The organism is Glaciimonas sp. OK215 (genome assembly GCF_057787885.1).
In genome coordinates this window covers 1,285,921-1,309,994 of sequence record NZ_CM173544.1, presented here as the reverse complement: position 1 = coordinate 1,309,994, position 24,074 = coordinate 1,285,921, and the positions used below count along the sequence as shown (strand labels likewise).

Here is a 24,074-nt window from a genome sequence, read left to right as displayed (position 1 = left end):
AACACTCCTTGGAAAGAAAATTCGGTACCGGGACGATGATCAAATCACCGTCTGATGGATGACCTGCCCGAACCGGTTATTGCCAAGGGACTGCAGGAAAATCCATTTTCCCGGTGTCGTTTTCTTTTGGCCAGACGATGACTATCTTGCCGTGCTGGTGTTGGCCAATATTCTGTCTGAAGTGTCGATTGTCGCCATGTGCGTCAAATGCGACCTTTCCGATCAGGGTTTCGCGGTCTGTTTTACGGAGCGCTTCCATCACGGCATTGCCCTGAATGGCAGCATTTTTTTCAGCCCGTTCGATTGCCTCGAACAGCAAAATGCCCTGGACGAATCCATACTCGCTAAGGTAATCGGGCGATTTTTTGTATAGCTTTTTAAACGTCGCCTCAAAATCCTTGCCTTCTTCCGAAGTAAAAACCGCAGGATACGCAAGCATTTCGGTTCCATACGTCTTGTTCACCAGTTCCGGGAAATCGGCATACATCTTTGCTGTAGTAAGCTGCCAGACGCCAACCAGCGCCTTGACGTCGGGCTTCAGCACTTTCGCCGCCCTCAGAATGCCGACATAGTCGTTTTCATAACCGAGCATATTGATCGCATCCGGTTTGTCCTGGAGCTTGATCTTGTTAATGATCGGCTTGAAGTCGACAACTGACGCGTCAAACGGATGCATAAGCACTTTAACGCCCTGTGCGGACATTGATTTCTGCATCTCCTGCGCCAATTCGTTGGTCGACTTCTTGGTCGAATACACAATGGAGAGCGTCTTCACGTTCATGGTATTCAATACGCCAACCATCGCCTTTGTGTAACCTTCCGTATTGTTTATCCGGAAGAAGGTCTTGTAGCCTTGCGCCACAAACTGCGCGCTGGTGCCGCCAGATGTCATGAACACCAGGTTTGATTTTTCGGCAGCGTTGGAAGCCGGGCCGACGATGTCGGATGTTGCTCCGCCGGTTAGCGCCACCGCTTTCTGTCCCGCCAGCTTTTCTACCGCTGCGATTGCCTTGGCAGGCGACGACTCATCATCAATCGTCATCAGCTTGATTTTTGTCTTGCCACCGCGCCGATTGAAAATTTCTTCGGCAGTCTTGATTCCTTCGTGCATGCCGGTACCGCCTCTTGCATTCGTCCCGGTCAGCGAAATGACTTCTCCCACGCCGTACTCGGCAGCCAAGGCGGCTTGTGAAGTGAGAATTGCTGCCGGAAACAAGATGACTTTAATCCATTGACCCATCGATATCGATTTCATTGCTGTCTCCTACTTTTTTATAATTGGGTAATTTTCAAATTCGACTGAATTAAGGAAGTTCTGAGTAAGCGTAGCCTCAGCTAACGCTGACTTGGTTCAATGTCAGGAGGAGAAGCGCAGTCGTACGCTAGTACGATGAGCATCGCAGTCCTGAGATTGGATCGCGCAGTAGCTTAATCAGAGCTTCCTTAAAACTAGGCCCGTGAACTACTTATAGTTACACCACGTTTTTCAAAGTGTTCGATTTCTTCTTCACCCAAGCCGATTGCTTGAAGGACACCGCGCGAATCCTGTCCGAACGTCGGCGGCTGCATTCTGTAACTCGCCGGTGTGCGGGATAATTTGACAGGGGACGCAACGCCCTGATAATCGCCTATCCTGACGATCATTTCTCGATGACTGGTGTGGGGATGGGCCACTACCGCATCGATTTTCTGGACCGGCCCACTCGGCACACCCAGACGCACCAACTGGTTTGCCAAACTTTCGCAATCATGATTCCGGGTAAATTCTTCGAGCAAGAGTTTCAGCTCTTTTCGATGTGTGCATCGTGTGCCGTTATTGCTGAAACGGGAATCTGTCAGCAGAACGTCGGCACCCAGATAGGCGCACAGTTTGGCGAACTGGCGATCATTCCCGACCGCCAGGAAAATATCCGTGGTGCTGGTTTTATAGGTGTCATACGGCGCGATATTCGGATGGGCATTACCGCTGCGCTGGGGTATTTTTCCAGAGACAAAATAATTCGGTAAATGGGGATGCATCAACGACAGGCCAGCGTCATACAGGGTCACCTCGACCGACTGTCCCTGCCCGCTGCTCTGACGTTCATGCAACGCCATCAGTACGCCGTTGGCGGCATTCAGCCCGGTCACCATGTCGACAATCGGCAAACCTACGCGCAAGGGCTGACCGTCGGCTTCGCCGTTGACGCTCATCAGCCCGGCCATGGCCTGTATCACCGCATCGTATCCTGGCAGCCCGCCAAGTGGCCCGTCCGTCCCAAACCCCGAAATACTGCAGTGAATCAGGCGCGGAAAGCGTTTCCGCAATACTTGCTCATACCCGATATTCCAGCGTTCAAGTGTGCCGGTCTTGAAATTTTCAAGCAACACGTCTGCGCTTTCCAGTAGCTGCAACAACAGTTGCCTGCCTTCTTCCTGAGCAAGATCCAGCACCATGCCGCGTTTATTCCGGTTGACGCCTGAAAAGTATGCTGCCGTGTCGTCGACGAAGGGCGGCCCCCAGGTACGCGTTTCATCGCCCACAGGCGGTTCGATCTTGATCACGTCTGCCCCATGATCGGCAAGAATCTGGGAGCAATACGGCCCTCCCAGCACACGGCTCAAGTCCACTACCTTGATACCCAGCAGCGATCCCGTAACGTTTTCCATAGTGTGTCTGACTCCGTTTTATTTTGTCATTTTGAACTTGAAGACCGCGAGAGTTAGATCGGATACAGCGCCATCGCGTCATCCAACCCCATCGCTCTTTCCGACAGCAAAACATCCTGTATGCGCTTGTCGGAGCATGCTGCCGGGGCCAACGGGTCTGCCGGCAGCAGCTTGTGTTGAATAATCATGTGGGCCAATGCGAGACGCCGGAAGTCGCCATTTTGCTGGCCCGCCTCCCAAGCCATAAATATGGCTGCGATGATGTAATACAGCGCGGTTCCAGCCTGCCGCGTAGTGTGCTCGCTGCCGGATTCGCACGCTGTCACAACGGCAGCGACAGCCTTGTCCAGCATTCTTGAAAGCAGCGTTTTCGACTGCTCGGGAATGGCAGCGTCGCTCAGCAACCTCGCAAGATAACCCTGCGTTGGTGCAAGCACTTCTTCACGGCGGATCGCCCGCAGAACGTCGAGCGCAATAATATTGCTTGTTCCTTCCCAGATCGACCCCAGTTGGGCGTCACGCACCAGCCGCGGGTCGGACCACTCCTCGATGTACCCGCAGCCGCCGCGCACTTCCATCGCGTCCGAGGTTACTTTTCGCGCGTCGCGACATGCACGGAATTTGATCAGCGGCGTAAGAATCCGAATCAGCTTTTTAGCCTCGACGTCGCCCGCATCGGCCTTCTCAAGACAGCTGGCGATGTGCATGAACATCGAGCGCGCCGCTTCGGTTGGCAGCATCATTTTGAGCAGCTGCCGCTGCATCAGTGGCATATCAATCAGGTGTTTTCCGAATGCGACCCGATGTTGTGCGATGAATAGCGCTTCACGGAAGGCCCTGCGCATCAGCCCCGCAGAGCGAACGCCATTCGACAAACGCGACATATTGATCATGTCGGCCATCTGGTTGAAGCCACGCGTGATGTCTCCCACCGGATAGGCTACAGCGCCGTCAAGGCGTATTTCGCCGCTGGGCATCGAACGGGTGCCCAGCTTTTCCTTCAGGCGGATAATGCGGTAATGATTGCGTGAGCCGTCCGGCAGATGCTTGGGCAGCAAAAACAGGCCCAATCCTTTAATCCCATCAGGAGCGCCATCAGGCCGCGCCAGAACCATCGCCAGATCGGCATCGGCGTTGGAGCAAAACCACTTATCCCCGGTCAAAAGCCATTGCTGACCTTCGAGATGCGCCCTGGTCGCCACACCTGCCACGTCCGATCCCGCGCCTTGTTCGGTCATGAACATGGCACCTTGAAACAACGCATCGAAGTCAGTGGAGGTCAACGCCGGAAGAAACCTTTCGACCAGTTCCGCATCGCCAAATTTCTGGAGGGTACGGGTCAGCGAATCGGTCATGCTGACCGGGCAGCAAAGACCAAATTCGGCCTGTACGAAAAGGTAAGTCAGGCAATACTTTGCCAGCGGTGGCATAACTTCCGGCCACCCAAGCACACCTTTGCGGTGGCTCATCGCGGCCAGCCCCAGCTCCGCAAAAGCGGTCTGTTCGAGCGCAATATAAGCCGGGTTCTTGTCAATCGACTGTACATCGACGCCCTGGCGATTCCGGTGGTTGAGCACCGGACCCTGCCTGTCGGCGGCGCTGGCGAATCGATCCAGTTCGTCAGATACACGCGCACCGAGGTCTGTCAGTACAGGCCGCAAATGATCATGCAATGGTTTCTGCATATACACGCGCAGGAGACTTTCAAATGACGGGTCCTCTTCAAATAGATTGATGCCCCGACTGTCAGGAATAGTGGTGAAAGTAGTGCCTAACGCCGAATTGTTTTTCATTGATCATCTCCTATGCACCCAATATAAAAGCTGCGTCGATAAGTGTCTAATACAATGATTTGACTCGTCGATAATCAAAACTTATCATTGATTTTTAGACTCGGGAGGCAATAATGGATCTGCGCCAGTTGAAGTATTTCGTGGCTACAGCCGAAGAGTTGCACTTCGGTAAAGCCGCGAAACGGCTCTTTATTTCCCAGCCGGCACTCAGTTTCGACATCAGGCGTCTTGAAACGCAATTGGGGGTGGGCCTGCTCATCCGTAACAGCAAGGGTGTTGCGTTGACAGATGCAGGGACTGTGTTGTTGAGAGAGTCGAAGCGACTGCTGGAACAGGCAAGCGAAGTAGAAAGACTGACAGTGATGACAGGTCACGGACTGGTCGGGCGCCTGAAGATCGGCTTCGTGAATTCCATGCTTTATCGCGGTCTGCCCGAGGCGATCAGCCGTTTTCAGACAATGCATCAATCGACGGATATTGTGCTGCACGAAATGAATACAGCGGAGCAGTTGGACGCACTGCATCGAACGCAGATTGATGTTGGCTTCGGGCACTTCGGCATTTATCCGCCAAGCGTGAGCGGTAAAGTGATGCTGGTCGAGCCATTTTTATGTTGCTTGCCAAAGGATCATCCACTGGCAAATCAGCCGGCAATTGACCTTCGATCCCTGGCGCAAGAAAGCTTTGTCCTTTTCCCGCGCCATGTTTCACCCCATCACCACGACAGAATCATCGCAATTTGCATAGATGCCGGGTTCAGCCCCGTAATCAAACATGAAGTTCGACTGTGGCAAACGGTTGTCGGGTTCGTAGAGAAAAAACTGGGTATAGCGCTCGTACCGCAAACCATGAGCAGAACGGGCGCAAAAGATGTTGTTTATATTCCACTAAGCAAAAGTACTATTTTCTCGGAAACACATTGCCTTTGGAATAAAAAATACCCTCTCGACAAAATAGAACCTTTTGTCGCAACGCTTGAGGAAGAAATGGCCAAAATTATGAGACAGGCTGGTTGATGTGTTAATCAGCTTTCAATTTTTTCCACCTTGACTATACCAGTGCGACATGGCATTCCAAGACTGTACTTCGAGAAGTACTTCTGGCAAACGAGGCGCTGCTCTCTGGAAAAAGGTACTCGCTGACTGACATTCAAGATGTACGCAGACTGGATCAACGCTGCCGTCGATGCGCGCGACACTGTTAAGCTAAAGCAAAGGAGCAGAACGAAGCAAGACCGTTTTTAGTGCAAAACTCGACTTGATGTGCGCGACACCCGGAATGCGCGTTAGCGTTCGAGTGAGAAATTGATTATACGAATCGAGGTCTTTTACGACCACACGGAGGTTATAGTCCGCATCTCCGGTCATGAGGAAGCAGTTCATTACCTCGGGCACCAGTGCGATCTGTTTCTCGAAATTAGCGATGGTTTCTTCCGACTGCGTGGCTAACGTGACGGCCACAAAAACAGTCATACGCCCCGACAGGCGCGCTTCGTCCAGCTTTGCCACGTAGCCCTGGATAAAGCCGCTCTCTTCCAGGCGCCGCACACGTCGAAGCGTCGGCGTCAGCGACAGCCCCACACGGTCGCCCAGCTTATTCCAAGCCAGGCGGCCATCCTGGGCAAGTTCTTTCAGAATTTTGAGATCAATTCTGTCAAGCTCATCAACAGTAGTCATATATGCCTACGATTTAAATAAAATGTAGATCGATTGTACTAAAAAGTCCGGCATACGTGGCTAAGTTCAGTTCCAAATGCCAACGATGGAAGCGTAAGATTTCTTACCTTTTCCAGAGTCAGAACCAGGAGCTGCAGCATGCCTACTATCAACAAAACCTTTAGCTCCGGGAATATCTATGCCCATGCGGCGGGGAGAACTTTCCTCACGGGAATCCAGGCGCTGGTGCTGTTGCCGATGCTGCAGCGCCAGCTCGATCGCGCACGTGGCATCAATACCGCAGGCCTCGTATCGGGATATCGGGGCTCGCCGCTTGGTGCATACGACCAGCAACTATGGAAGGCATCGAAAGAACTGGCAGCGCACGACATTGTGTTTCAGCCTGGCTTGAACGAAGACCTGGCCGCTACCGCATTATGGGGCGCGCAGATGCATAGCGCGTATGGCAGTACCACGGCAGATGGCGTATTCGGCATCTGGTACGGCAAGGGTCCGGGCGTCGATCGAACCGGAGATGTATTCCGAAGTGCGAATATGCTTGGCACCTCCCCGCTTGGCGGGGTGCTGGCCGTGTCGGGCGATGACCACGCTGCGCAGTCTTCCATGTACCCGCACCAGACGGACGGCATTTTCCAGTCTGCCTCCATCCCGGTTCTACAACCCGCGAGCGTGCAAGAAGTCATTCAACTCGGCCTGGCTGGCTTCGCGATGTCGCGTTATTCCGGCCTCTGGGTTGGCCTGAAGACGATTGCCGAGGTAATCGAGACCGCAGCCTCGTTCGACGTAGGCCAGCTACCTTCCTTCGTTACTCCTTCAGATTTTCCGGTACCGGCGCACGGGCTGAATTGGGATCCAGGTATTTCCTGGCCGGGCCAGCGAGCGGAACTGGAGCGTCGGCTGATCGATGAGCGTCTCCCGGCTGCGCGCGCCTGGGCGCGCGCCAATAGCCTGGATCGGATCATCGTTGCGGCGCCGCGGCGCCGGCTGGGAATCGTCACCGTAGGCAAGGCGCACCAGGATTTGATGCAAGCCATCGACGATCTGGAACTTAACAAGGCCGCATTGCAGGACATGGGTATCTCAGTATACAAAGTGGCGATGAGCTGGCCGCTTGAGACGAGCGGCATGCTTGCGTTTGCAGAGGGTCACGAAGAACTCTTCGTCGTCGAAGAGAAGCGCGCAACCGTCGAGACGCAGATCAAGGAAGCGCTCTACCACCGCTCGGCCGGACAGCGGCCGCGGGTAAGCGGAAAGACAGATCCAATGGGCGCGCCGCTGTTGCCGGAGGTGTCCGAATTTACGCCGCTGCTGGTCGCGCGCAAACTGGTTTCACGCCTGAGTGATGCGCTGCCGATGCTGCGCGATAGACTGGCCGCGCTTGAGGCGCGTCAGAAGCCTGTTCGCGCCGCGGTAATTCCGATTCGCACGCCCTATTTTTGTTCGGGCTGTCCGCACAATACCTCGACCAAAACACCGGACGGCTCGGTCGCCGGTGGCGGCATCGGCTGCCATGTCATGGCGTTGGCCCAGCCGGAACTGAAAACCAGGACATTTAGCCAGATGGGTGGCGAAGGCGCGCAATGGATCGGTGCCGCACCATTCTCCGCCGTCCAGCATATTTTCCAGAACCTTGGCGACGGCACGTATCAGCATTCCGGTCTGCTCGCGATTCGCGCCGCGGTCGCGGCCAAGACGAACGTGACCTACAAGATTCTGTATAACGATGCGGTCGCCATGACTGGCGGCCAGGCAGCGGAAGGTCTTATCGATCCAGCCCGCATCACCCGGCAACTGCACGCGGAGGGCGTAGGTCATATCGCGCTCGTCTCGGAGGATCCGGGCCGCTGGCGCGGAAAGAAGGAACTTGCAGCGGGGACTGCCGTACACCATCGCGACGAGTTGGACCAGGTACAACGCGCGTTGCGCGAAGTGTCCGGTGTCACAGCGATTGTCTATGAGCAAACGTGTGCAGCGGAGAAGCGCCGCAAGCGCAAGCGTAAAGAGTTTCCGGATCCGGACAAACGCCTGTTCATCAACGAACGCGTTTGCGAAGGTTGCGGGGATTGTTCTGTGCAGTCGAACTGCATCGCCATCGAACCGCTGGAGACCGCCTTCGGCCGCAAACGCAAAATTAACCAGAGTTCTTGCAACAAGGATTTCTCTTGCGTCAAGGGTTTCTGCCCCAGCTTCATCGAGGTAGAGGGAGCCCGGCTCAGGAAGCCGGATGACGCACGTCTTAAAACGCTCGAAACGGAAGCGGCAGCGACCCTGCCGGTACCGGCGATACCGAAAATCGCAGGTACCTTTAACGTCCTCGTCACGGGTATCGGCGGAACAGGTGTACTGACCATGGGAGCGCTGATAGGCGGGGCCGCGCACTTGGAGGGCAAAGGCGCGACCGTTCTCGACTTCACCGGCCTGGCACAAAAGAACGGCGCCGTTGTGAGCCAGGTTCGGATTGCATCAGCGCCTGACGATATCTATGCGGTGCGCATCGGGCCTGGATCGGTCGACCTGCTGCTGGGCGCTGATCTTGTCGTGGCGTCGGCTGCCGATTCGCTTATGAGACTTTCTTCGAAACGCTCAGCGGCAATATTAAATCTGGATGAGACGCCAACTGCAGAAGTCATTGCGCAGCGTGATGCAGTCCTGCCAACCAAGCGCATGCTTGACCGGGTAAGTCAACGTTGTGCAGACGCAAATTTCCATTCTCTAAACGCCGGCACACTGGCACAACAGATCTTTGGCGACACCGTCACTGTGCATACTTTGTTGTTGGGCTATGCCTGGCAAAAAGGACTGGTGCCATTGTCGTTCGAGGCTATCGACCGCACCATTGAGCTCAACGGGGCCGCCGTCGCCCTGAACAAGCGCGCCTTCACATGGGGGCGGATCGCGGCAGCCAGCCCGCAGACATTGCAGAAACTCGATGGCAATGAACGGCCCGCCGCCGCATTATCCGAGACCCTGGACGCGTTGATCGCGCACCGCTTCCAAGACTTGATCGCGTACCAAAACATCGCATACGCCGAACGCTACCGCGCGCTCATCACCCGCGTGCGCAGCGCTGAGAACGCACTATCGCCGACCGGCGAAGAGTTGACTCGCGCCGTTGCCGTCAGCGCTTATCGATTAATGGCCTACAAGGACGAGTACGAGGTGGCGCGTCTTTTCGCCAGCCCGGAATTCAAGGCTTCCCTGTCCGCTCAGTTCGCCGACTCAAGGAAAATATCACTCTGGTTGTCTCCGCCGCTCATTTCTCGCATGGACCCGGCGACGGGACGGCCGAAGAAGCGAAAATTCGGTCCCTGGATATTGCCGCTTTTCAATGTGCTGGCGCGGCTGCGAGGCTTGCGCGGCACAGCGATGGACGTATTCGGCTACAGCGCCGAGCGCCGGCATGAGCGAGGCCTCATCGGTGACTACTTCAGCCAAGTCGAGGGGCTATGCACTACGCTCACCACAAATAGCCTTGCCCACGCGGTCGAACTGGCTGCATTGCCCCAGGAGATTCGGGGCTACGGTCCGGTCAAGGCCGAAGCAATCAAGAATTACGAGCGGCGCAGAGCCGAACTGCTCGCCGGCGCATCCAGGAAAATTGTGCTGCAGGCGGCATGATAAGCTAGCTGAAATTCATCACATGACGACATCTTGGGATAACAAATGATACTGACGCAAGAACAGGAAATGATTCGTGACGCCGTACGCCAATACACTAACGAGCGTATCGCGCCAAACGCGGCGCAGTGGGCGCGCCACCACACCTTTCCTCGTCAGGTATTGAAAGACCTGGGCGCACTGGGCGTAATGGGCATGACGGTAGCCGACGAATGGGGCGGCGCCGGACTTGACTACCTGTCGCTGGTGCTGGCGCTTGAAGAAATTGCCGCCGGCGACGGCGCCACTTCAACCATTGTTTCGGTACAGAACTCACTGGCGTGCGGCATTCCCGACAAATTCGGTTCGCCTGAACAGAAGGAAAAGTATTTGAAGCCGCTGGCAAAGGGGGAAATGCTTGGCTGCTTCTGTCTCACTGAACCGCATGTGGGTTCGGATGCTTCTGCAATCCGGACCACGGCGGTGCGCGATGGCGACCACTGGATGTTGAATGGAGTGAAACAATTCATAACAACCGGTAAGGAAGCCGATATCGCGATTGTATTTGCCGTGACCGATAAGAGCGCCGGCAAAAAGGGCATCTCCTGCTTTCTGGTGCCGACCGCAACGCCCGGCTATATCGTCGCGCGTATCGAAGAAAAGATGGGGCAGCACGCTTCCGACACGGCGCAAATTATTTTTGAAAACTGCCGTGTGCCGGCCGACCAACTATTGGGCGAAGAAGGACAAGGCTACAAGATCGCCCTGTCCAATCTGGAGGCCGGACGCATCGGTATCGCCGCGCAATCAGTGGGTATGGCGCGTGCAGCGTTTGAGGCGGCAGTCAAATACGCGAAGGAGCGTGAAGCATTTGGAAAGCCGATCATCGAGCACCAGGCGGTGAATTTCCGCCTGGCCGACATGGCCACGCAGATCGAGGCGGCGCGGCAGCTGGTCTGGCATGCCGCAGCCATGAAGGATGTCGGCAGAGCGTGTTTAAAGGAGGCATCCATGGCCAAGCTGTTTGCGTCGGAAATGGCGGAGCGCGTTTGCTCGGACGCTATCCAGATCCATGGCGGCTACGGGTATGTGAGCGACTTTCCGGTCGAACGGATTTACCGTGACGTTCGCGTTGCGCAAATATATGAAGGCGCAAGCGATATCCAGCGGATGGTGATCGGCCGCGCCATCGCTGCCTCGTAACGCCATTCCTGCATGGCCGATATGCGCGCTACACGGCCCACTTCAAAATCGACAATGCCTGCTCGTGGATCGCAGGATCGCCTGCCGCAATGATCTGGCCGCCCTCATGGCACGGCGCACCGGACCAGTCGGAAATGACGCCGCCGGCAGCTTCGACAATCGGAATCAGCGCCTGAATGTCGTACGGTTGCAGGCTGGACTCAATAACGAGGTCGACCAGACCGGCGGCAAGCAAACAATACGCATAGCAATCTCCGCCATATCGAACAAGACGTGCATTGGCGGCGACCAGCTGAAATGCGGCGAGTTCGCTTTGTTTCTGGAATATCTGTGGATGCGTAGTACATACAACGGCATCCTTTAAATGCCCGCATCCCCGGGTGCGCAAGACTTTACGCCGCGCACCCCGGCGCCATTCGGCCACGCCGGGCGCGCCGACAAAACTCTCGCCGACAAACGGCTGATGCACCACCCCGAGCACGGGGCGGACACCGTCATTCAACGCTATCAGGGTGGCCCAATGAAGTTGGCCGAGAATAAAGCTGCGCGTCCCGTCGATCGGGTCTATCACCCAGGTATAGGGCGATGTTCCTTGGCGGATGCCGTGTTCCTCCCCGCGGATGCCGTGGGTCGGGAATGCCTGTTCTATTGCATGTCGGATCATTGTCTCGGCGGCCTGATCCGCCAGGGTCACCGGGTCGTAATCGCCCCCTTGCGCCTTGTTCGCCACATCAATGTCGGCACGAAAATAGGGAAGAATCGTTTTCCCCGCTCTTTTCGCTATTTGAAGAGAAAAATCGAGATAGTGATCGTATGCGTTAAGGCTCATTGGCTCGGACAATTTATCATGGTCAATCGATACAGACGCTGCATGCTCACTACGAAAATATTGCATACCGGTCTCGAGTTGACTGAAGTATTCGCCACACGCATAAGCTGGCATGTGACGAATCAATCCAATCGTGGCTCGCATCCGGCGATCACATCAAGCCAACCGCAGCGCGTTGCTTAGAACGTATGACGGATGCCAAGGCGTACTGCGTTCTCGGTATTGTCGCGGCCGGTTGCACTGAATAGCGCTCCGGTGCTGTACATGCCGGAGGCACGCGAGTTGGCGTAAAGCGCATACACGTCGGTACGTTTGGAAAACGCATAGTTCGTGCCCAGGTTAATTTGCGTCATCCGTCCTTTTCCCGCGCCGACAAAACTGGCTTTCGCATTTTCGATACTTGCGCTGACGCTGACCGGCCCTGAGACCACATAGTGAATGCCAACGTCCACCACGTTCGTCCTGTTGTTGTTTGAGCCCCCCATCACAAACTGGGTTCCGGTGGGCAGGAACGTGGCGAGCGCTTGTGTGGTGCTGGCGAGGGCCAGCGGCAACTTGATTTGCGAAAACGCACCATAGAATCTGGCCGCGCCTATCTTATAACTTGCACCCAAGGTAAAGGTCTTCAGTGCCGTGTCGCCAGGGCTGCCGCTGGTCGCGCCAATGCTGGAAAAACTGGCGTCGCTGGGGGTCGCGCCGAGCTTTGACTGATAGTATCCGAGCCCCAGGAACAGTGGCCCGTTGGCGTATTTTCCGCCGATACCGAATGCTTGGCCCGCGGAACTATTGCCTGCCTGTTCGCCGAAGCCATAAATGGCGCTCGCCGCAAACCCGTTCATGTTGGGTGTTTCATATTTAATCGAATTGTTGGTCAGCGTGAGACCGATACGGTCCAGGCCCAGACCCCCATGAATGTTTTGCATCATCGTGCCAAAGTCTGCAATCGAAGTGGTCGCGCCGCCGATCTCGGTCAGGATGTCGTATTGCCGTCCGACGGACACGCTCCCGAATCCACCGGACAGACCGACCAGCGAGCGCCGGCCGAAAAACAAGTCGTTTTTGCCGGTCTGACTCGAAAACGCCAATGCGCCGGTGTCGGCGTTAAATCCGCTTTCGAGCTGGAAAAATGCCTTCATCCCGTTTCCAAGATCTTCCGAACCGATGAACCCGAGCCGCGAGCCCAGCAAATTGCCTGAATCCATGCTGAGCTTGCTGCCGGTGGTACCGGCCGCCGATGTGGCAACCTTGCTGTTGTAGGTGACGGCCAGGTCGACGAGACCGTAAATTGTGACGGATGTTTGGCCGTAAGCGGTGTCGGCCATGGTGCCAATGACAGCCAGCGCGAGTAATATTTTTTTCATGGGATTGTCTCCAATATGTATTGGGTTGCGGTGTATCGCTGCAGTAAAAAGCCGTGTTATAGTTTTGCGATTGTTTTCCTGCCTCCTTGTCGTTGATATGATTTGCCCCACACGTCATCAACACCGTCGTTGCTACCAGAGACGAACGAGCAGGCCCCCAACCTGTGATCAATGTCCACAGGCTGTTGCCGTCTGAATGCGTTCAGCACGCCGTCCCCGATCCGTTGAGCAAACGCGTCCCCTTCCCTGGATAAATCCGGGGAACGAATGCCGATCTCAACGCAATCAGTCACATCGCTGTACGATGCCAAATCGGATCGCAGCTCAGTCGCTCAGTATTGGTCTCTCTGGTCGCGTTCCATCTCCATTAACGTCGGTAAGATGCGCTTGATTCAATGCGCTTTAAGATGCAGAATTTCCCGGGTTTCCGCCGGTGTAGCGACGCTCATGCCGAGATGGTCGATGATTGTGCATGCGCGTTCAACCAGCTGTCCGTTGGTAGCGAATACGCCGCGTTTCAGATACAGGTTATCTTCCAGTCCTACCCGAACGTTTCCACCCAACAGGGCCGCCTGCGCCAGCATCGGCATCTGGTCTCTTGCAATGCCAAAGCCGGCCCAGATGGCGTTCTGTGGCAAGAGATTTTTCAGATACAGCATCGTTTCCGCGGTCGCAGGCGCGCCCCATTTCACGCCGAGCACCATCTGGTACATTGGCGCGTCACCAATGAGTCCATCTTCCACCATGGAATTTCCAAACAAAATATCGCCCGGGCCGAATACCTCCAATTCCGGTTTCACCCCAAGCTCCTGAAATCTCCTTGCCATCGCGCGCAAAGTCCTTGTCGTATTCAGGTAGACGAATTCCAGCGCACCCTCGACCTGATTGCCGGTGGTGATGTCGAGCGATGCAATCTCGGGCAGGCATTGTTCAAGATGTTTCACGCGCTCCGCAACCGGAATCACGTCACTTTCGGGCAAAGCGCGGGATTCGTCGTCAGGATCGGGCAGGAAAAATGCCCCCAGGCCGCAAGTCAGATTGATGACGATATCGGTGCCGGACGAGCGCACACGATCGACCACTTCCTTGAATAGCGCCGGATCGCGGCTTCCGGCGCCCGTTTCCGGGTCACGCACATGAATATGCGCAACCGATGCACCCGCCTTGGCCGCTTCGACGCACGCATCCGCTATCTGCGCCGGCGTGATCGGCATCGCCGGATGCTTCGGATTGAACGGCGCATTCCCGGTGACGGCACAAGTGAGAATAATTTTTTTGTTCATGTCAGATTTCCCATTCCACATTACCGCTGACAGCGATGAGTTCACCGGTGACCTTGCGTGCGCCTTCAGATGCAAGGAACTGCACCATGTCGGCGATTTCGGAAGGCTCTACTTTGGTTCGCATCGAGATGTATTTCAAATAGTCGTTTTCGACATCCTCGACCGTGCGCGCCGTGGCACTTGCATTGCTCTGCACAATCCGCTGCATACGTTCGTTATTGATCATGCCGGGGAGGACGGCATTGCAACGGATATTGAATGCGCCAAGCTCGCGCGCCGCATTCAATGTCAATCCTTCGACCGCCGCTTTCGAGGCCACATAAGGGGCGCGCAAAGGCAAGCGCGTCCTGGTAGAGCCGGTAGAAAAATTGATGATCACGCCATGCCGGCGGCGTTTCATTTCCGGTATCGCCTGTTTCATGCAATAGAAGATGCCGTTCAGATTCACCGACACGGTTTCCTGCCAATCGGCATCGCTGATGTCTTCAAGCGCGGCGCGCGGCCCACCGATGCCGACATTGTTGATCAGCACGGAAACATGCCCCATCCACTCCAGCGCTTCGGTAAAGACGCGCTCGACGTCTGCCGGATTTCCGACGTTGGCCACGGTCCCGCGCATGCCGGGATTCGCCCGCAGCGTGGCGTCGAGCGCATCGCCGCGGATGTCACAGATGTGCACTTTGGCGCCGGATTGATGGAAGCGCTCGGCTATGACCCGTCCCACGCTGTCGGCACCGCCCGTTACTAGGATATGTTCAGTCATTTTTTTCACTTGATTAAATGCCGGCGGAGAAACCTTCGTCCATCAACATGCATGAACCGTGCATTGCGCGGCTGGCATCGCTGACCAGAAACAGGACCGCGCCGGCGATGTCTTCCGGTTCGGAATAAGTTCGTCCGCTCGGTGTTTTTGCCGCCATGTGATCCAACAATCCTTTGAGCTCGGATTTGGTGCGGATGTCTTCATTCATCGGGGTTGCCGTATTGCCGGGAGCGACACAGTTCACGTTGATTCCCGATGGCGCGAGTTCGCAAGCCAGCGCACGGGTCATCATGACTATCCCGGCTTTCGTCGCGCAATACACCGCATAGTTGCCAAAGCCCATGAAGCCCGCAACCGACGCGATGCTGACGATGCGGCCTGCCTTGCGCGATTTCATGTGCGGCGCCACGGCGTTGATCAGGTTCCAGGTTCCCTTCAGATTGATATCGATCATCTGATCGGAGGTCGCGAGCGGGGTTTCACCTGCAGGCGACGGATAAAACACCCCGGCACAGTTGACCAGGATATCGATCTGACCGAAGTCGGCGACCACCGATCTGACTAGGTTCTCGACCTCCGCCTGCTTCCTCACATCGGCCGTATAGGGTTTCGCTACTTGTTGCGCCGCTGCCGTGTCAGTTCCTAACGCACGGCAGACTTTCTCCGCTTTCTCGATCGCGCTGCTGGCGACGACAGCGACACTTGCACCGTTCGCAAATAGAGCCTTGACTACTGCTTCGCCAATCCCTTGCGATCCGCCGGTGACAAGAGCAACTTTTCCTTTTAGTTTCATGATTCCATTCTCCATTGTGTCCACACTCAAATTTTTTCGATCCGACTGATTTGCGTTGCGACGGATATGCCAATTGATGGAGTTGCCGATTAACATGGCTTCACGCGCAACGCCCTCTACTGAATGCCGATATTGGCTTCGAGAACCGCCTGGTTGTTCTTTAACTGCTCCGTTGTGCCGACATACGCAATTTTCCCGGTGTTAAGAATGGCGACCGTGTCGGCAACGCCAAGCGCGAAGTGAATATTCTGCTCGACCAGGATGATCGACAAACCTTCCCGCTTCAGCCCGGCGATGACGCGTTGCACCTCGGCGGCGATGTGCGGCGACAGACCCTCCGACGGCTCATCGAGCAATAGCACTCTGGGATTGGTCATCAATGCCCGTGAAATCGCCAGCAACTGTTGCTCACCTCCCGAAAGCGATCCGGCAAATTGCGCCTGACGTTCATGCAGCTTCGGGAATTCGGCAAACACGCGCGCGAGATCCCACATTGCCGTCCCGCTTCTGCTTTGGCAACGCATGCCGATTTGAAGATTTTCACGCACAGTCAGCGACGAAAATATGCGGCGTCCCTGCGGAACCAGGCCGAGACCTTCCAGCGCAATCTGCTCAGGCCCGCATCCCGCGATTTCTCGTCCGAATAATCGTATTGAACCGGTGCGCCTGGCCTGTATGCCTGCGATCGCATTGATGCCGGTGGTTTTGCCTGCGCCATTTCTGCCGAGCAGCGCCAGCAACTGGCCCGGCTCAACGGCGAAGCTGACGTCGTGCAAAATATGACTGTCCCCGTAATACGCCTGCACCGATGACAGTTCGATCGCTTTAGTGGCCAAGATAGATCTCCCTTGTTTTTGGATTGGCGATGACTTCTTCACGTGTGCCTTCGACCACGATGCGGCCCTGATGAAGCAAGGTAATCTCATCGGCAAAGGCGACGGCGATATCCATATCGTGTTCGATCATCACGATGGTGATGTCGCGCGATATGCCTGAAAGAAGTATCTGAACCTGAGAACGCTCCTCCTGCGACAGGCCGGCAAGCGGTTCGTCCAGCAGCAAAATGCGTGGGCTTTGCGCCAGGGCCAGTGCAATTTCGAGTCGGCGCTTTTCGCCATATGAGCAAGTCGACACCAGCTTGTCGGCATGTGCAGTCAGGCCGACACTGTCCAACACCAGGTCCACACGGCGCTGCGCGCTTCCGTGCGCACTGAATGCAGAGAATGGATGCCAGCGCCGTCCGGACAATCCCAGCAGCGCGAGCGCGACGTTGTGGCGCACCGTATCTTTGGCAAACAAGGTGATGATCTGGTAAGTACGCGACAAACCCAGATGCACCCTCCCCGCTGTTCCCATGCGCGTAATATCGTTGCCCAGCAAGCGAATCGATCCCGCGCTTGCGCGCAGATCGCCGGTGAGCAAATTGAACAAGGTCGTTTTGCCGGCACCGTTTTGCCCCAGCAACAGCCGCCGCTCTCCTGTGCGCACCGTCAGGTCGACATGCGAGACCGCCTGAAAGCCGCCAAAGCGCTTGCCCAGAGACCGTATTTCCAGAGCGGTTGTCATAGATGCTGCTCCTCAGCGACTGCTGCAACAATTGGCGCCGATGGACGCCGCAGAATCCGGACCAGCCCGGGTACGATTCCGTCTGGAACGAACACCACGATGCATACGAATAACGCGCCGAGGAGCATCAACCATGACTCGACATACGAGCTGGCAACATTCTTGAATAGCATCACGATAAATGCACCTACCAGCGGTCCCCAAAATGTTCCCGCACCGCCTGTTACGACCATCAGCAACACCTCCGCAGATTCGGTCAGCGAAAGCACATGCGGGCTGATAAATTGGTGATAGTAGAGAAACAGCAGACCCGCAATACCTGCCATCAGGCCCGAGTAAACAAATGCCAGCCAGCGGATCATCCAGACGTCATAGCCGAGCGCACTCATGCGGCGCGGCTGGTCTCTCGTGCCGCGCAGGCTTGCGCCATAGGGTGACGCGATCAGACGCGACAGCAGCACCAGCAGAACGACTGTCACACTCAGCACGAACGCATAGAACAGCGCCGGTTTATTCAGATCGATGCCCCACGGCATGGGGCGAGTCATTCCCGAGATGCCGTTTTCACCTTCGGTCATGGCGACCCAGCGAAATGCGACACCCCAGCACACCTGCCCCAGGGCCAGCGTAATCATCGCAAGACCAATGCCTGCCGCGCGCAGTGCGATCGCCCCGACGATGCCGGCAATCAGGACTGCGGCGGCGATTCCCCATATCGCCGCCGCCAGATGGGAAAAGCCGAATTTCGCAAAAGTCAGTGCCGTGACGTAGGCGGCCCCGCCGAAGAAGGCGGTGTGGCCGAAAGAAAGGAGCCCGCCATAACCGAGTACCAGATTAAGGCTTGCCGCGAACAGTGCCGCGATGAGCATTTGCGTCAGCAGATTGACGACGTAGTCGGATCGCACCATCTGCGGCAGCAGCGCGAGCAATACCACCAGAGCGATGATCCAGCGCGTTTTCATGCGGCCCCCTTGCCAAAAAGACCTTGCGGCCGCAACGCCAACACGAATACCATTGGCAAAAACAGGATGACATAAGCGAGGCCGGGAATTATCGCCTGACCGAACACATAGAAGAATCCTGTCAATACACTCGCTACAAAAGCACCGGTGATACTGCCCACACCGCCGAGAATGACGACGATCAGCGCGAACGGGAGCATTTCCATGTCCAGGCCAAGATAGGCGGAAAGAATCGGCACGCCCAGGGCACCGGCCATGCCCACCAACCCGGCGCCAGCTGCGAACACAAGCGTAAACAGCATGTCCACGCGTACGCCCATCGCACGCGCCATATCGGGATCGTCCACGGCGGCGCGAATCCTGGCGCCAATCCGCGTGTTGCGTTCGACAGCAATCAATACCAGGGCGGACACCACGGCCACCATGCAGATGAACAACCGGTAAACCGGAAACGATACGCCCGCAAGTTCGGCTACCCCCTGCAGCCAGGCCGGCGCATCGATCTGCAGCGGGGTTGCACCCCACAGCAACTTGCATCCGTCCGCCACCATGAATGCAATGCCCAGCGATGCCAATACCTGTGCCAATTCGTTGCCGGCCACGCGGCGCAGAACGCCTCGCTCTATCAGCATGCCCAGCGCGCCCACCGCCAGCATGCTGGCGCCGACACCAACCAGAAAGGGATAGCCGGCGGCGTTCACCGATATGGAGACAAATGCGCCAGCCATGAACAAAGCGCCGTGGGCCATGTTCGGCACTTTCATTAATCCGAAGATCAGCGAAAACCCCGATGACAGCAGAAACAGCAAGCTGCCGAAGGCCAGCGCGTTCATGGTTTGAAGTATCCAGTAGCTCATGATTTTTCCGCTCTATGATTGGCTGGTATCCGGCTATTTCAGGTTCCTGGCCGGCGGATAATCACGCGAATACACCGGCGCTGCCAGAAATTTCCTGGGGTCGTATGTCCAGAACTGGCTGACGTTCTTGAACGTCGCGATGACGGAGTTGATCAGTTTTCCATTTTCGCGAATGGTCTTGCGCACAAAGATCGCGGTGACCGGGTTGCCGTAACTATCCAGTTTGATCGGTCCGCGCGGACTGCTCTGTACGCTGGCCGAACGCAGGGCTCGTGCGAATGCAGCGCGATCTTCGACCTTGCCGTCGATCGCCTTGATGGCCGATTCCAGCAACAGACCGGCACTGTATCCACCGGTCGAATAGAATCCCGGATCGGACTTGAATTCGCGTTGATACGCTTCTACAAATCTGTGATTTTCCGGCGTGTCGATCGCAGCGCTATACCAGCCAGCGGAAATGATGCCGACCGACGCATCGCCGATGGCAGGCAGAATCGATTCGTCGACCGTGTTCATTCCCGACAGCAGCGGCTTTCTTTTTTTCTGTTCGAACTCCTGGTACTGCTTGAGGAAGCGGATAGCGTTCGCGCCGGAATAGTTGACGAACACGGCATCGACGTCCGGGTCGATTTGCGCGATATACGACGCGTAGTCGGAGGCATTGAAAGGCGACCAGAGCTTTTGCACCACCTTGCCGCCCGCCTCCTCGAAGGTGCGCTGAAAGCCGGCAATCAGTTCATGCGAAAACGCCAGGTCCTCGGCGACGACGGCAACACGTTTATATCCAAGCGTCCTGGCGGCATATTCGCCGAGCACGTGGCTGGCCTGTGCCGACGAACTGGAGCTGCGGATGACGAGCGGATTGGTCTTGCGCTGGGTGAGGTCTTCTGCCGTCGCCGAACTGAGAATCAGCGGCACACCAGCCTGGCGCACGTTGTCGTCGATCGCCAGCGCCTCGAAAGTGGCAAGCGGCCCAACCAGCACATTCACGCCGTTGCGTTCCACGAGCTCCTGCATTTTTGTTTTTGCCACTGCCGGATTGGCGGTCGTATCGGCGACGATCAACTCAACCTTGCGCCCGCCAAGCATGTAGTTGCGTTCCTTTAGAAACAGGACGAAGCCATTTTCCATTTGTCCGCCGATACCGGCGGCGGCACCGCTCTTGACAGTCATCAGGCCGATCTTGATGGGCGCCTGCGCCTGCACGTTGCCCAGCATGGTGAAAAAGAGCGTCGCAAGCAACATACCCAAACACAATTTAAAGAATCCGTTCGCCTTCATCCTGCTTCTCCTTTGGTCATTTTTAGTATTTGTTCACACACCGCTGTCACCGCTTCAAAAATCGCGGACGTACCTTCCCCCGCTCGTGCTCAGATCACAAGCATTTCGTTCAATCTCGTTATTGACGGCGCTGCCGGCGCCGCATGCGGCTATTTCGTTACATGCTGCAAAGAGGCATCTTCGCCGCCCTCATCCTGGCTGCCTGCGCTCGGAAAGATCGTCTGCTTGTACCATGTGGCGGCATCCTCGATATCGTCGCTCAGCGCCTTGCGTGCGCCTTCCATGTCGCGGTCCGATATCGCAGCGATGATCTCGAAGTGATGTACCGATCCTCTGCTGGGAAGCGTCCCCGGGTTGTCTGCCATGGCCTTCATCACGGCGGCGAGAAAGGGGCCGCTTTGAAGCCACAGGCCTTCGATCACGGACAGCAGAAGCGACGAACCCGCTGCACGGTAAATGCAAAAATGCATTTCCTCATTGACTGCAAGGGCAAGCTTCAGATCGCCCGCTTCAATGGCCTGCATGTATCGCTCGTTCGCTCGCCGCACAGCGGCGAATTCTGCCGGTGTCATGCGCTGGGCCGCCAATGCCGCCGCACGCCCTTCCACCGTCATCCGCAGATCGGTGAGCTCATCGAGGCGTTGCAACGAAATAGGCGCCACGCGCAGCGAACGGCTCGGCAATAACTCGAGGGCGCGTTCCGTCACCAGTCTGCTGACCGCTTCCCGAACCGGCATGGTGCTGGTCCCGAGCATGTCCGCCAATCCGCGGATGGTCACGACCTCACCCGACGCGAAGCGCCCGCCGCGAATGGCATTGCCGAGCTCCGAATACACGCGCTCCCGCAACGCGACATTGCTTATCCGGGCAACCCGGGGATTTTCCGCAACATCGCTGTCGACGTCGCTTTGCTGCTCGACACTTGACTCCTGGGACATATATTTCTCCTGAAAAATCGCTACTCTATTCGAACTACACGCGTTATGGACATCAAGCAGCGATCCCTGTTGAATTGCAATATACATTTCTTGTGATCACAGATCAATTTATTTTTCATATTTTTAGCGAAATTTATTTTCGCCGGTCAGAAAAATAATTCGGTGCGATTCAACGATATAAAATAAATTCATTAAAAATCAATTACTTACAAAGTATAATGAATGTTTACCTTAAATAACCAGCGAATTTAAATCATTTCCACATCTTGTGATCACAGATCATTAATGCTATAAAGTGAACGTGGAGCTTATGCTTCTTTGGAAAATCAAGTGGCAAGATCGGGGGGCACGGCCGTGATGCGATCACCCGCTTCTGTAGTTCGCCATATCAATACGTGACAAATACATAGCCATAATTAGGAGGGTGCAATATGCGTTTCGCGGTAGATACTGGAGGTACCTTCACCGACCTGATTGTCGAGGACGGTGAAGGCAATTTACGAATGTTCAAGTCATCCACCACGCCGGACAATCCGATCCGGGGTGTTCTCAATGCGCTGCAGGTGGCGGCGGATGGATTGGGGATGCCACGAGCGACATTGCTCGGCAAGGGAGAAATGTTCATTTACGGAACGACCCATGCGATCAATGCAATCATTACCGGTAATACGGCCAGGACCGCATTGCTCACCACGCTCGGTCACCGCGACATTCTCACGCTGCGCGAAGGCGGACGCATCGAGCCATTCAACTTCACGGTTCCCTACCCCGATCCTTTTGTCCCGCGTGCACTGACATGGGAGGTGCCGGGGCGCCTGATGGCGGATGGTTCCGAGCGCGCAGCGCTCGATGAAGCCGCGGTTCTGGCGATCATCGCGCAATTGAAGGAGCAGAAAGTCGAAGCCGTTGCGGTCTGCCTGTTGTGGTCCATCATCAATCCTGCCCATGAGTTGCGGATTGCCGAATTGCTGACCGAGCATCTGCCCGGCGTGCCGTTTTCTCTTTCGCATCAGGTCAATCCGGCTCCGAGAGAATTCCGACGCGCATCGTCCGTCACCATCGACGCCTCGCTCAAACCGATGATGCGGCATTACATGCGCTCACTGACTGACCAGCTGAGCACCGAAGGCTTCAAGGGTCGGGTGGTGGTGGTCACCTCGCAAGGCGGCGTCATGGACGCGCAGGATGTCGCGGAAATGCCGATCCACCTGATTAACTCCGGACCGTCGATGGCCCCGGTGTCAGGCAGGTATTTCGCTGCTGCCGACGAGCAGTATGACTCGGCGATCATCGCCGATACCGGCGGCACCACGTATGATGTCAGCCTGGTACGACGCGGACATATTCCATGGACGCGGGATACCTGGATCGGCCAGCCCTATCGCGGGACCATGACTGGTTTTCCGTCGGTCGACGTGAAAAGTGTCGGTGCCGGCGGCGGATCGATCGCATGGGTCGACGACGGCGGCATGCTGCACGTGGGGCCGCAAAGCGCAGGCGCCAAGCCCGGTCCGGCCTGTTATGGCGCAGGCGGCAGCTTGCCGACAGTCACGGATGCGTCAATGGTGCTGGGCTACATCGATCCCGAGTTCTTCCTCGGCGGCTCGATGAAACTGGACGCCGCGGCGGCGCAACTGGCCATCAGGAAACATGTTGCACAGCCGCTCGGGCTTTCGCTGGAAGAGGCCGCATCGGCCATCATCCGCGTCGCCACCGAGAACATGGTTCAGGCCATTCTCGACATCACAGTCAACCAGGGTATCGACCCGACCACCGCCGTGCTGGTCGGCGGCGGCGGCGCCGCAGGACTCAATTCCGTCCTGATCGCTCGCAGACTCGATTCGCCCATCCTGCTGATCCCGGAAGTCGGCGCTGCGCTCAGCGCGGCCGGCGCGATGATGTCGAATCTGACGGCGCAGTTCCGGCAGACTTTCTTTGCCTCGAGCGCCAAGTTCGATTACGCAAAGGTCAACGCGGTACTCGAAAAACTGGAACAAAGCTGCCGGGAATTCAATGAAGGACCGGGTGCGGGTTCGTTCGATCACCAGATCCAGCTTTGGGCAGAAGCACGCTATCCCGAGCAGGTCTGGGAAATTGAAGTTCCCCTCCCTACCAAGCGCATCGCGTCGGAAGCCGATCTTCAAAAGCTGGTTGCCGCATTCCACAGAACGCATGAGGAAATTTTTGCGATCCAGGATAAGGAGTCCAATATTGAGATCGTCGGCTGGACCGCCACCGTGTCCTGCCGGATTCGCCGCAAGGATGGCGGATCGCTCGTTGCGCCGAAAAACCTGAAACGCATAGTCAATGCGCGCAAGGTGTATTTCACGGGACACGGCTTCGTCAACGCCGCCGTGCATCGCTTTGAGGGAATCGATCCCGGCGAGAAGATCCATGGGCCTGCGATCATCGAGTCCTCGTTCACAACCGTTGTGCTCAATCCCGGCGCACAGGCACAACGCCGCGCATCGGGCAGTCTTTCCATCATTCCGGGCCAACACTAGGCGGCACAAGGAAATCAAC

The 24,074-nt window shown here is 56.3% G+C and carries 19 protein-coding genes; 4 read left to right on the top strand and 15 right to left on the bottom strand.

Translation table 11 applies throughout. The annotated features are described in order from the left end of the window. Positions 1 to 76: 76 nt before the first annotated feature. The 3 genes from AC3CHX_RS05790 to AC3CHX_RS05780 all read right to left on the bottom strand — a co-directional run bounded on the left by AC3CHX_RS05790 (position 77) and on the right by AC3CHX_RS05780 (position 4,442). Positions 77 to 1,255, bottom strand: coding sequence for an ABC transporter substrate-binding protein (locus AC3CHX_RS05790; RefSeq protein WP_488643136.1), 1,179 nt, complete (start codon positions 1,253 to 1,255; stop codon positions 77 to 79). 194 nt (positions 1,256 to 1,449) lie between these two features. Continuing rightward, positions 1,450 to 2,649 carry a CaiB/BaiF CoA transferase family protein gene (locus tag AC3CHX_RS05785; RefSeq protein WP_488643135.1) on the bottom strand — a complete coding sequence of 400 codons (1,200 nt, stop codon included), beginning with the start codon at positions 2,647 to 2,649 and terminating at the stop codon, positions 1,450 to 1,452. Between the two features lie 53 nt (positions 2,650 to 2,702). Beyond that, a complete protein-coding gene (locus AC3CHX_RS05780; protein ID WP_488643134.1) occupies positions 2,703 to 4,442 on the bottom strand; it encodes an acyl-CoA dehydrogenase family protein in 1,740 nt (579 codons plus the stop codon). A 113-nt stretch (positions 4,443 to 4,555) separates the two neighbouring features. Here AC3CHX_RS05780 and AC3CHX_RS05775 point away from each other — a divergent pair, with 113 nt between their 5' ends. Continuing rightward, entirely contained in the window at positions 4,556 to 5,458 is a 903-nt protein-coding gene (locus AC3CHX_RS05775; RefSeq protein WP_488643133.1) for a LysR substrate-binding domain-containing protein, read from the top strand. Between the two features lie 189 nt (positions 5,459 to 5,647). Here the strand turns inward: AC3CHX_RS05775 and AC3CHX_RS05770 are convergent, their stop codons facing one another. Beyond that, positions 5,648 to 6,118, bottom strand: coding sequence for an Lrp/AsnC family transcriptional regulator (locus tag AC3CHX_RS05770; protein ID WP_488643132.1), 471 nt, complete (start codon positions 6,116 to 6,118; stop codon positions 5,648 to 5,650). A 138-nt stretch (positions 6,119 to 6,256) separates the two neighbouring features. Between AC3CHX_RS05770 and AC3CHX_RS05765 the strand changes: the two genes are divergently transcribed. Together AC3CHX_RS05765 and AC3CHX_RS05760 are read left to right on the top strand one after the other, a co-directional pair. Further along, positions 6,257 to 9,736, top strand: a complete 3,480-nt coding sequence (locus tag AC3CHX_RS05765; protein ID WP_488643131.1) for an indolepyruvate ferredoxin oxidoreductase family protein — start codon at positions 6,257 to 6,259, stop codon at positions 9,734 to 9,736. Positions 9,737 to 9,781: 45 nt separating this feature from the next. Beyond that, entirely contained in the window at positions 9,782 to 10,918 is a 1,137-nt protein-coding gene (locus AC3CHX_RS05760; protein WP_488643130.1) for an acyl-CoA dehydrogenase, read from the top strand. Positions 10,919 to 10,946: 28 nt separating this feature from the next. Here the strand turns inward: AC3CHX_RS05760 and hisN are convergent, their stop codons facing one another. From hisN to AC3CHX_RS05705, 11 genes are all read right to left on the bottom strand, one after another. After that, positions 10,947 to 11,747 (bottom strand): histidinol-phosphatase, encoded by an 801-nt coding sequence (gene hisN, locus AC3CHX_RS05755; RefSeq protein WP_488643129.1) that lies wholly within the window; start codon positions 11,745 to 11,747, stop codon positions 10,947 to 10,949. A gap of 179 nt (positions 11,748 to 11,926) precedes the next feature. Continuing rightward, positions 11,927 to 13,108, bottom strand: coding sequence for a porin (locus AC3CHX_RS05750; RefSeq protein WP_488643128.1), 1,182 nt, complete (start codon positions 13,106 to 13,108; stop codon positions 11,927 to 11,929). A gap of 392 nt (positions 13,109 to 13,500) precedes the next feature. Further along, positions 13,501 to 14,391, bottom strand: a complete 891-nt coding sequence (locus tag AC3CHX_RS05745) for a beta-keto acid cleavage family enzyme (protein WP_488643127.1) — start codon at positions 14,389 to 14,391, stop codon at positions 13,501 to 13,503. 1 nt (position 14,392) lies between these two features. Then, entirely contained in the window at positions 14,393 to 15,154 is a 762-nt protein-coding gene (locus AC3CHX_RS05740; protein WP_488643126.1) for an SDR family oxidoreductase, read from the bottom strand. A 13-nt stretch (positions 15,155 to 15,167) separates the two neighbouring features. Then, positions 15,168 to 15,947: an SDR family NAD(P)-dependent oxidoreductase gene (locus tag AC3CHX_RS05735; RefSeq protein ID WP_488643125.1), complete on the bottom strand. Its 780-nt coding sequence runs from the start codon at positions 15,945 to 15,947 to the stop codon at positions 15,168 to 15,170. 116 nt (positions 15,948 to 16,063) lie between these two features. Then, complete coding sequence (locus AC3CHX_RS05730) at positions 16,064 to 16,783, bottom strand: ABC transporter ATP-binding protein (RefSeq protein WP_488643124.1); 720 nt, start codon at positions 16,781 to 16,783, stop codon at positions 16,064 to 16,066. Continuing rightward, entirely contained in the window at positions 16,773 to 17,513 is a 741-nt protein-coding gene (locus tag AC3CHX_RS05725) for an ABC transporter ATP-binding protein (RefSeq protein ID WP_488643123.1), read from the bottom strand. Before AC3CHX_RS05725 ends, AC3CHX_RS05730 begins: the two co-directional genes overlap by 11 nt. Next, a complete protein-coding gene (locus AC3CHX_RS05720; RefSeq protein WP_488643122.1) occupies positions 17,510 to 18,475 on the bottom strand; it encodes a branched-chain amino acid ABC transporter permease in 966 nt (321 codons plus the stop codon). The genes AC3CHX_RS05725 and AC3CHX_RS05720 overlap by 4 nt, the downstream gene beginning before the upstream one ends. After that, a complete protein-coding gene (locus AC3CHX_RS05715) occupies positions 18,472 to 19,332 on the bottom strand; it encodes a branched-chain amino acid ABC transporter permease (protein WP_488643121.1) in 861 nt (286 codons plus the stop codon). The genes AC3CHX_RS05720 and AC3CHX_RS05715 overlap by 4 nt, the downstream gene beginning before the upstream one ends. 33 nt (positions 19,333 to 19,365) lie before the next feature. Next, the gene (locus AC3CHX_RS05710) at positions 19,366 to 20,613 is read right to left on the bottom strand and encodes an ABC transporter substrate-binding protein (RefSeq protein WP_488643120.1); all 1,248 of its coding nucleotides are present in this window, start codon (positions 20,611 to 20,613) and stop codon (positions 19,366 to 19,368) included. A 149-nt stretch (positions 20,614 to 20,762) separates the two neighbouring features. Then, entirely contained in the window at positions 20,763 to 21,551 is a 789-nt protein-coding gene (locus AC3CHX_RS05705; protein ID WP_488643119.1) for a GntR family transcriptional regulator, read from the bottom strand. Between the two features lie 431 nt (positions 21,552 to 21,982). Between AC3CHX_RS05705 and AC3CHX_RS05700 the strand changes: the two genes are divergently transcribed. After that, a complete protein-coding gene (locus AC3CHX_RS05700) occupies positions 21,983 to 24,055 on the top strand; it encodes a hydantoinase/oxoprolinase family protein (RefSeq protein WP_488643118.1) in 2,073 nt (690 codons plus the stop codon). The last annotated feature ends 19 nt before the right edge of the window (positions 24,056 to 24,074 follow it).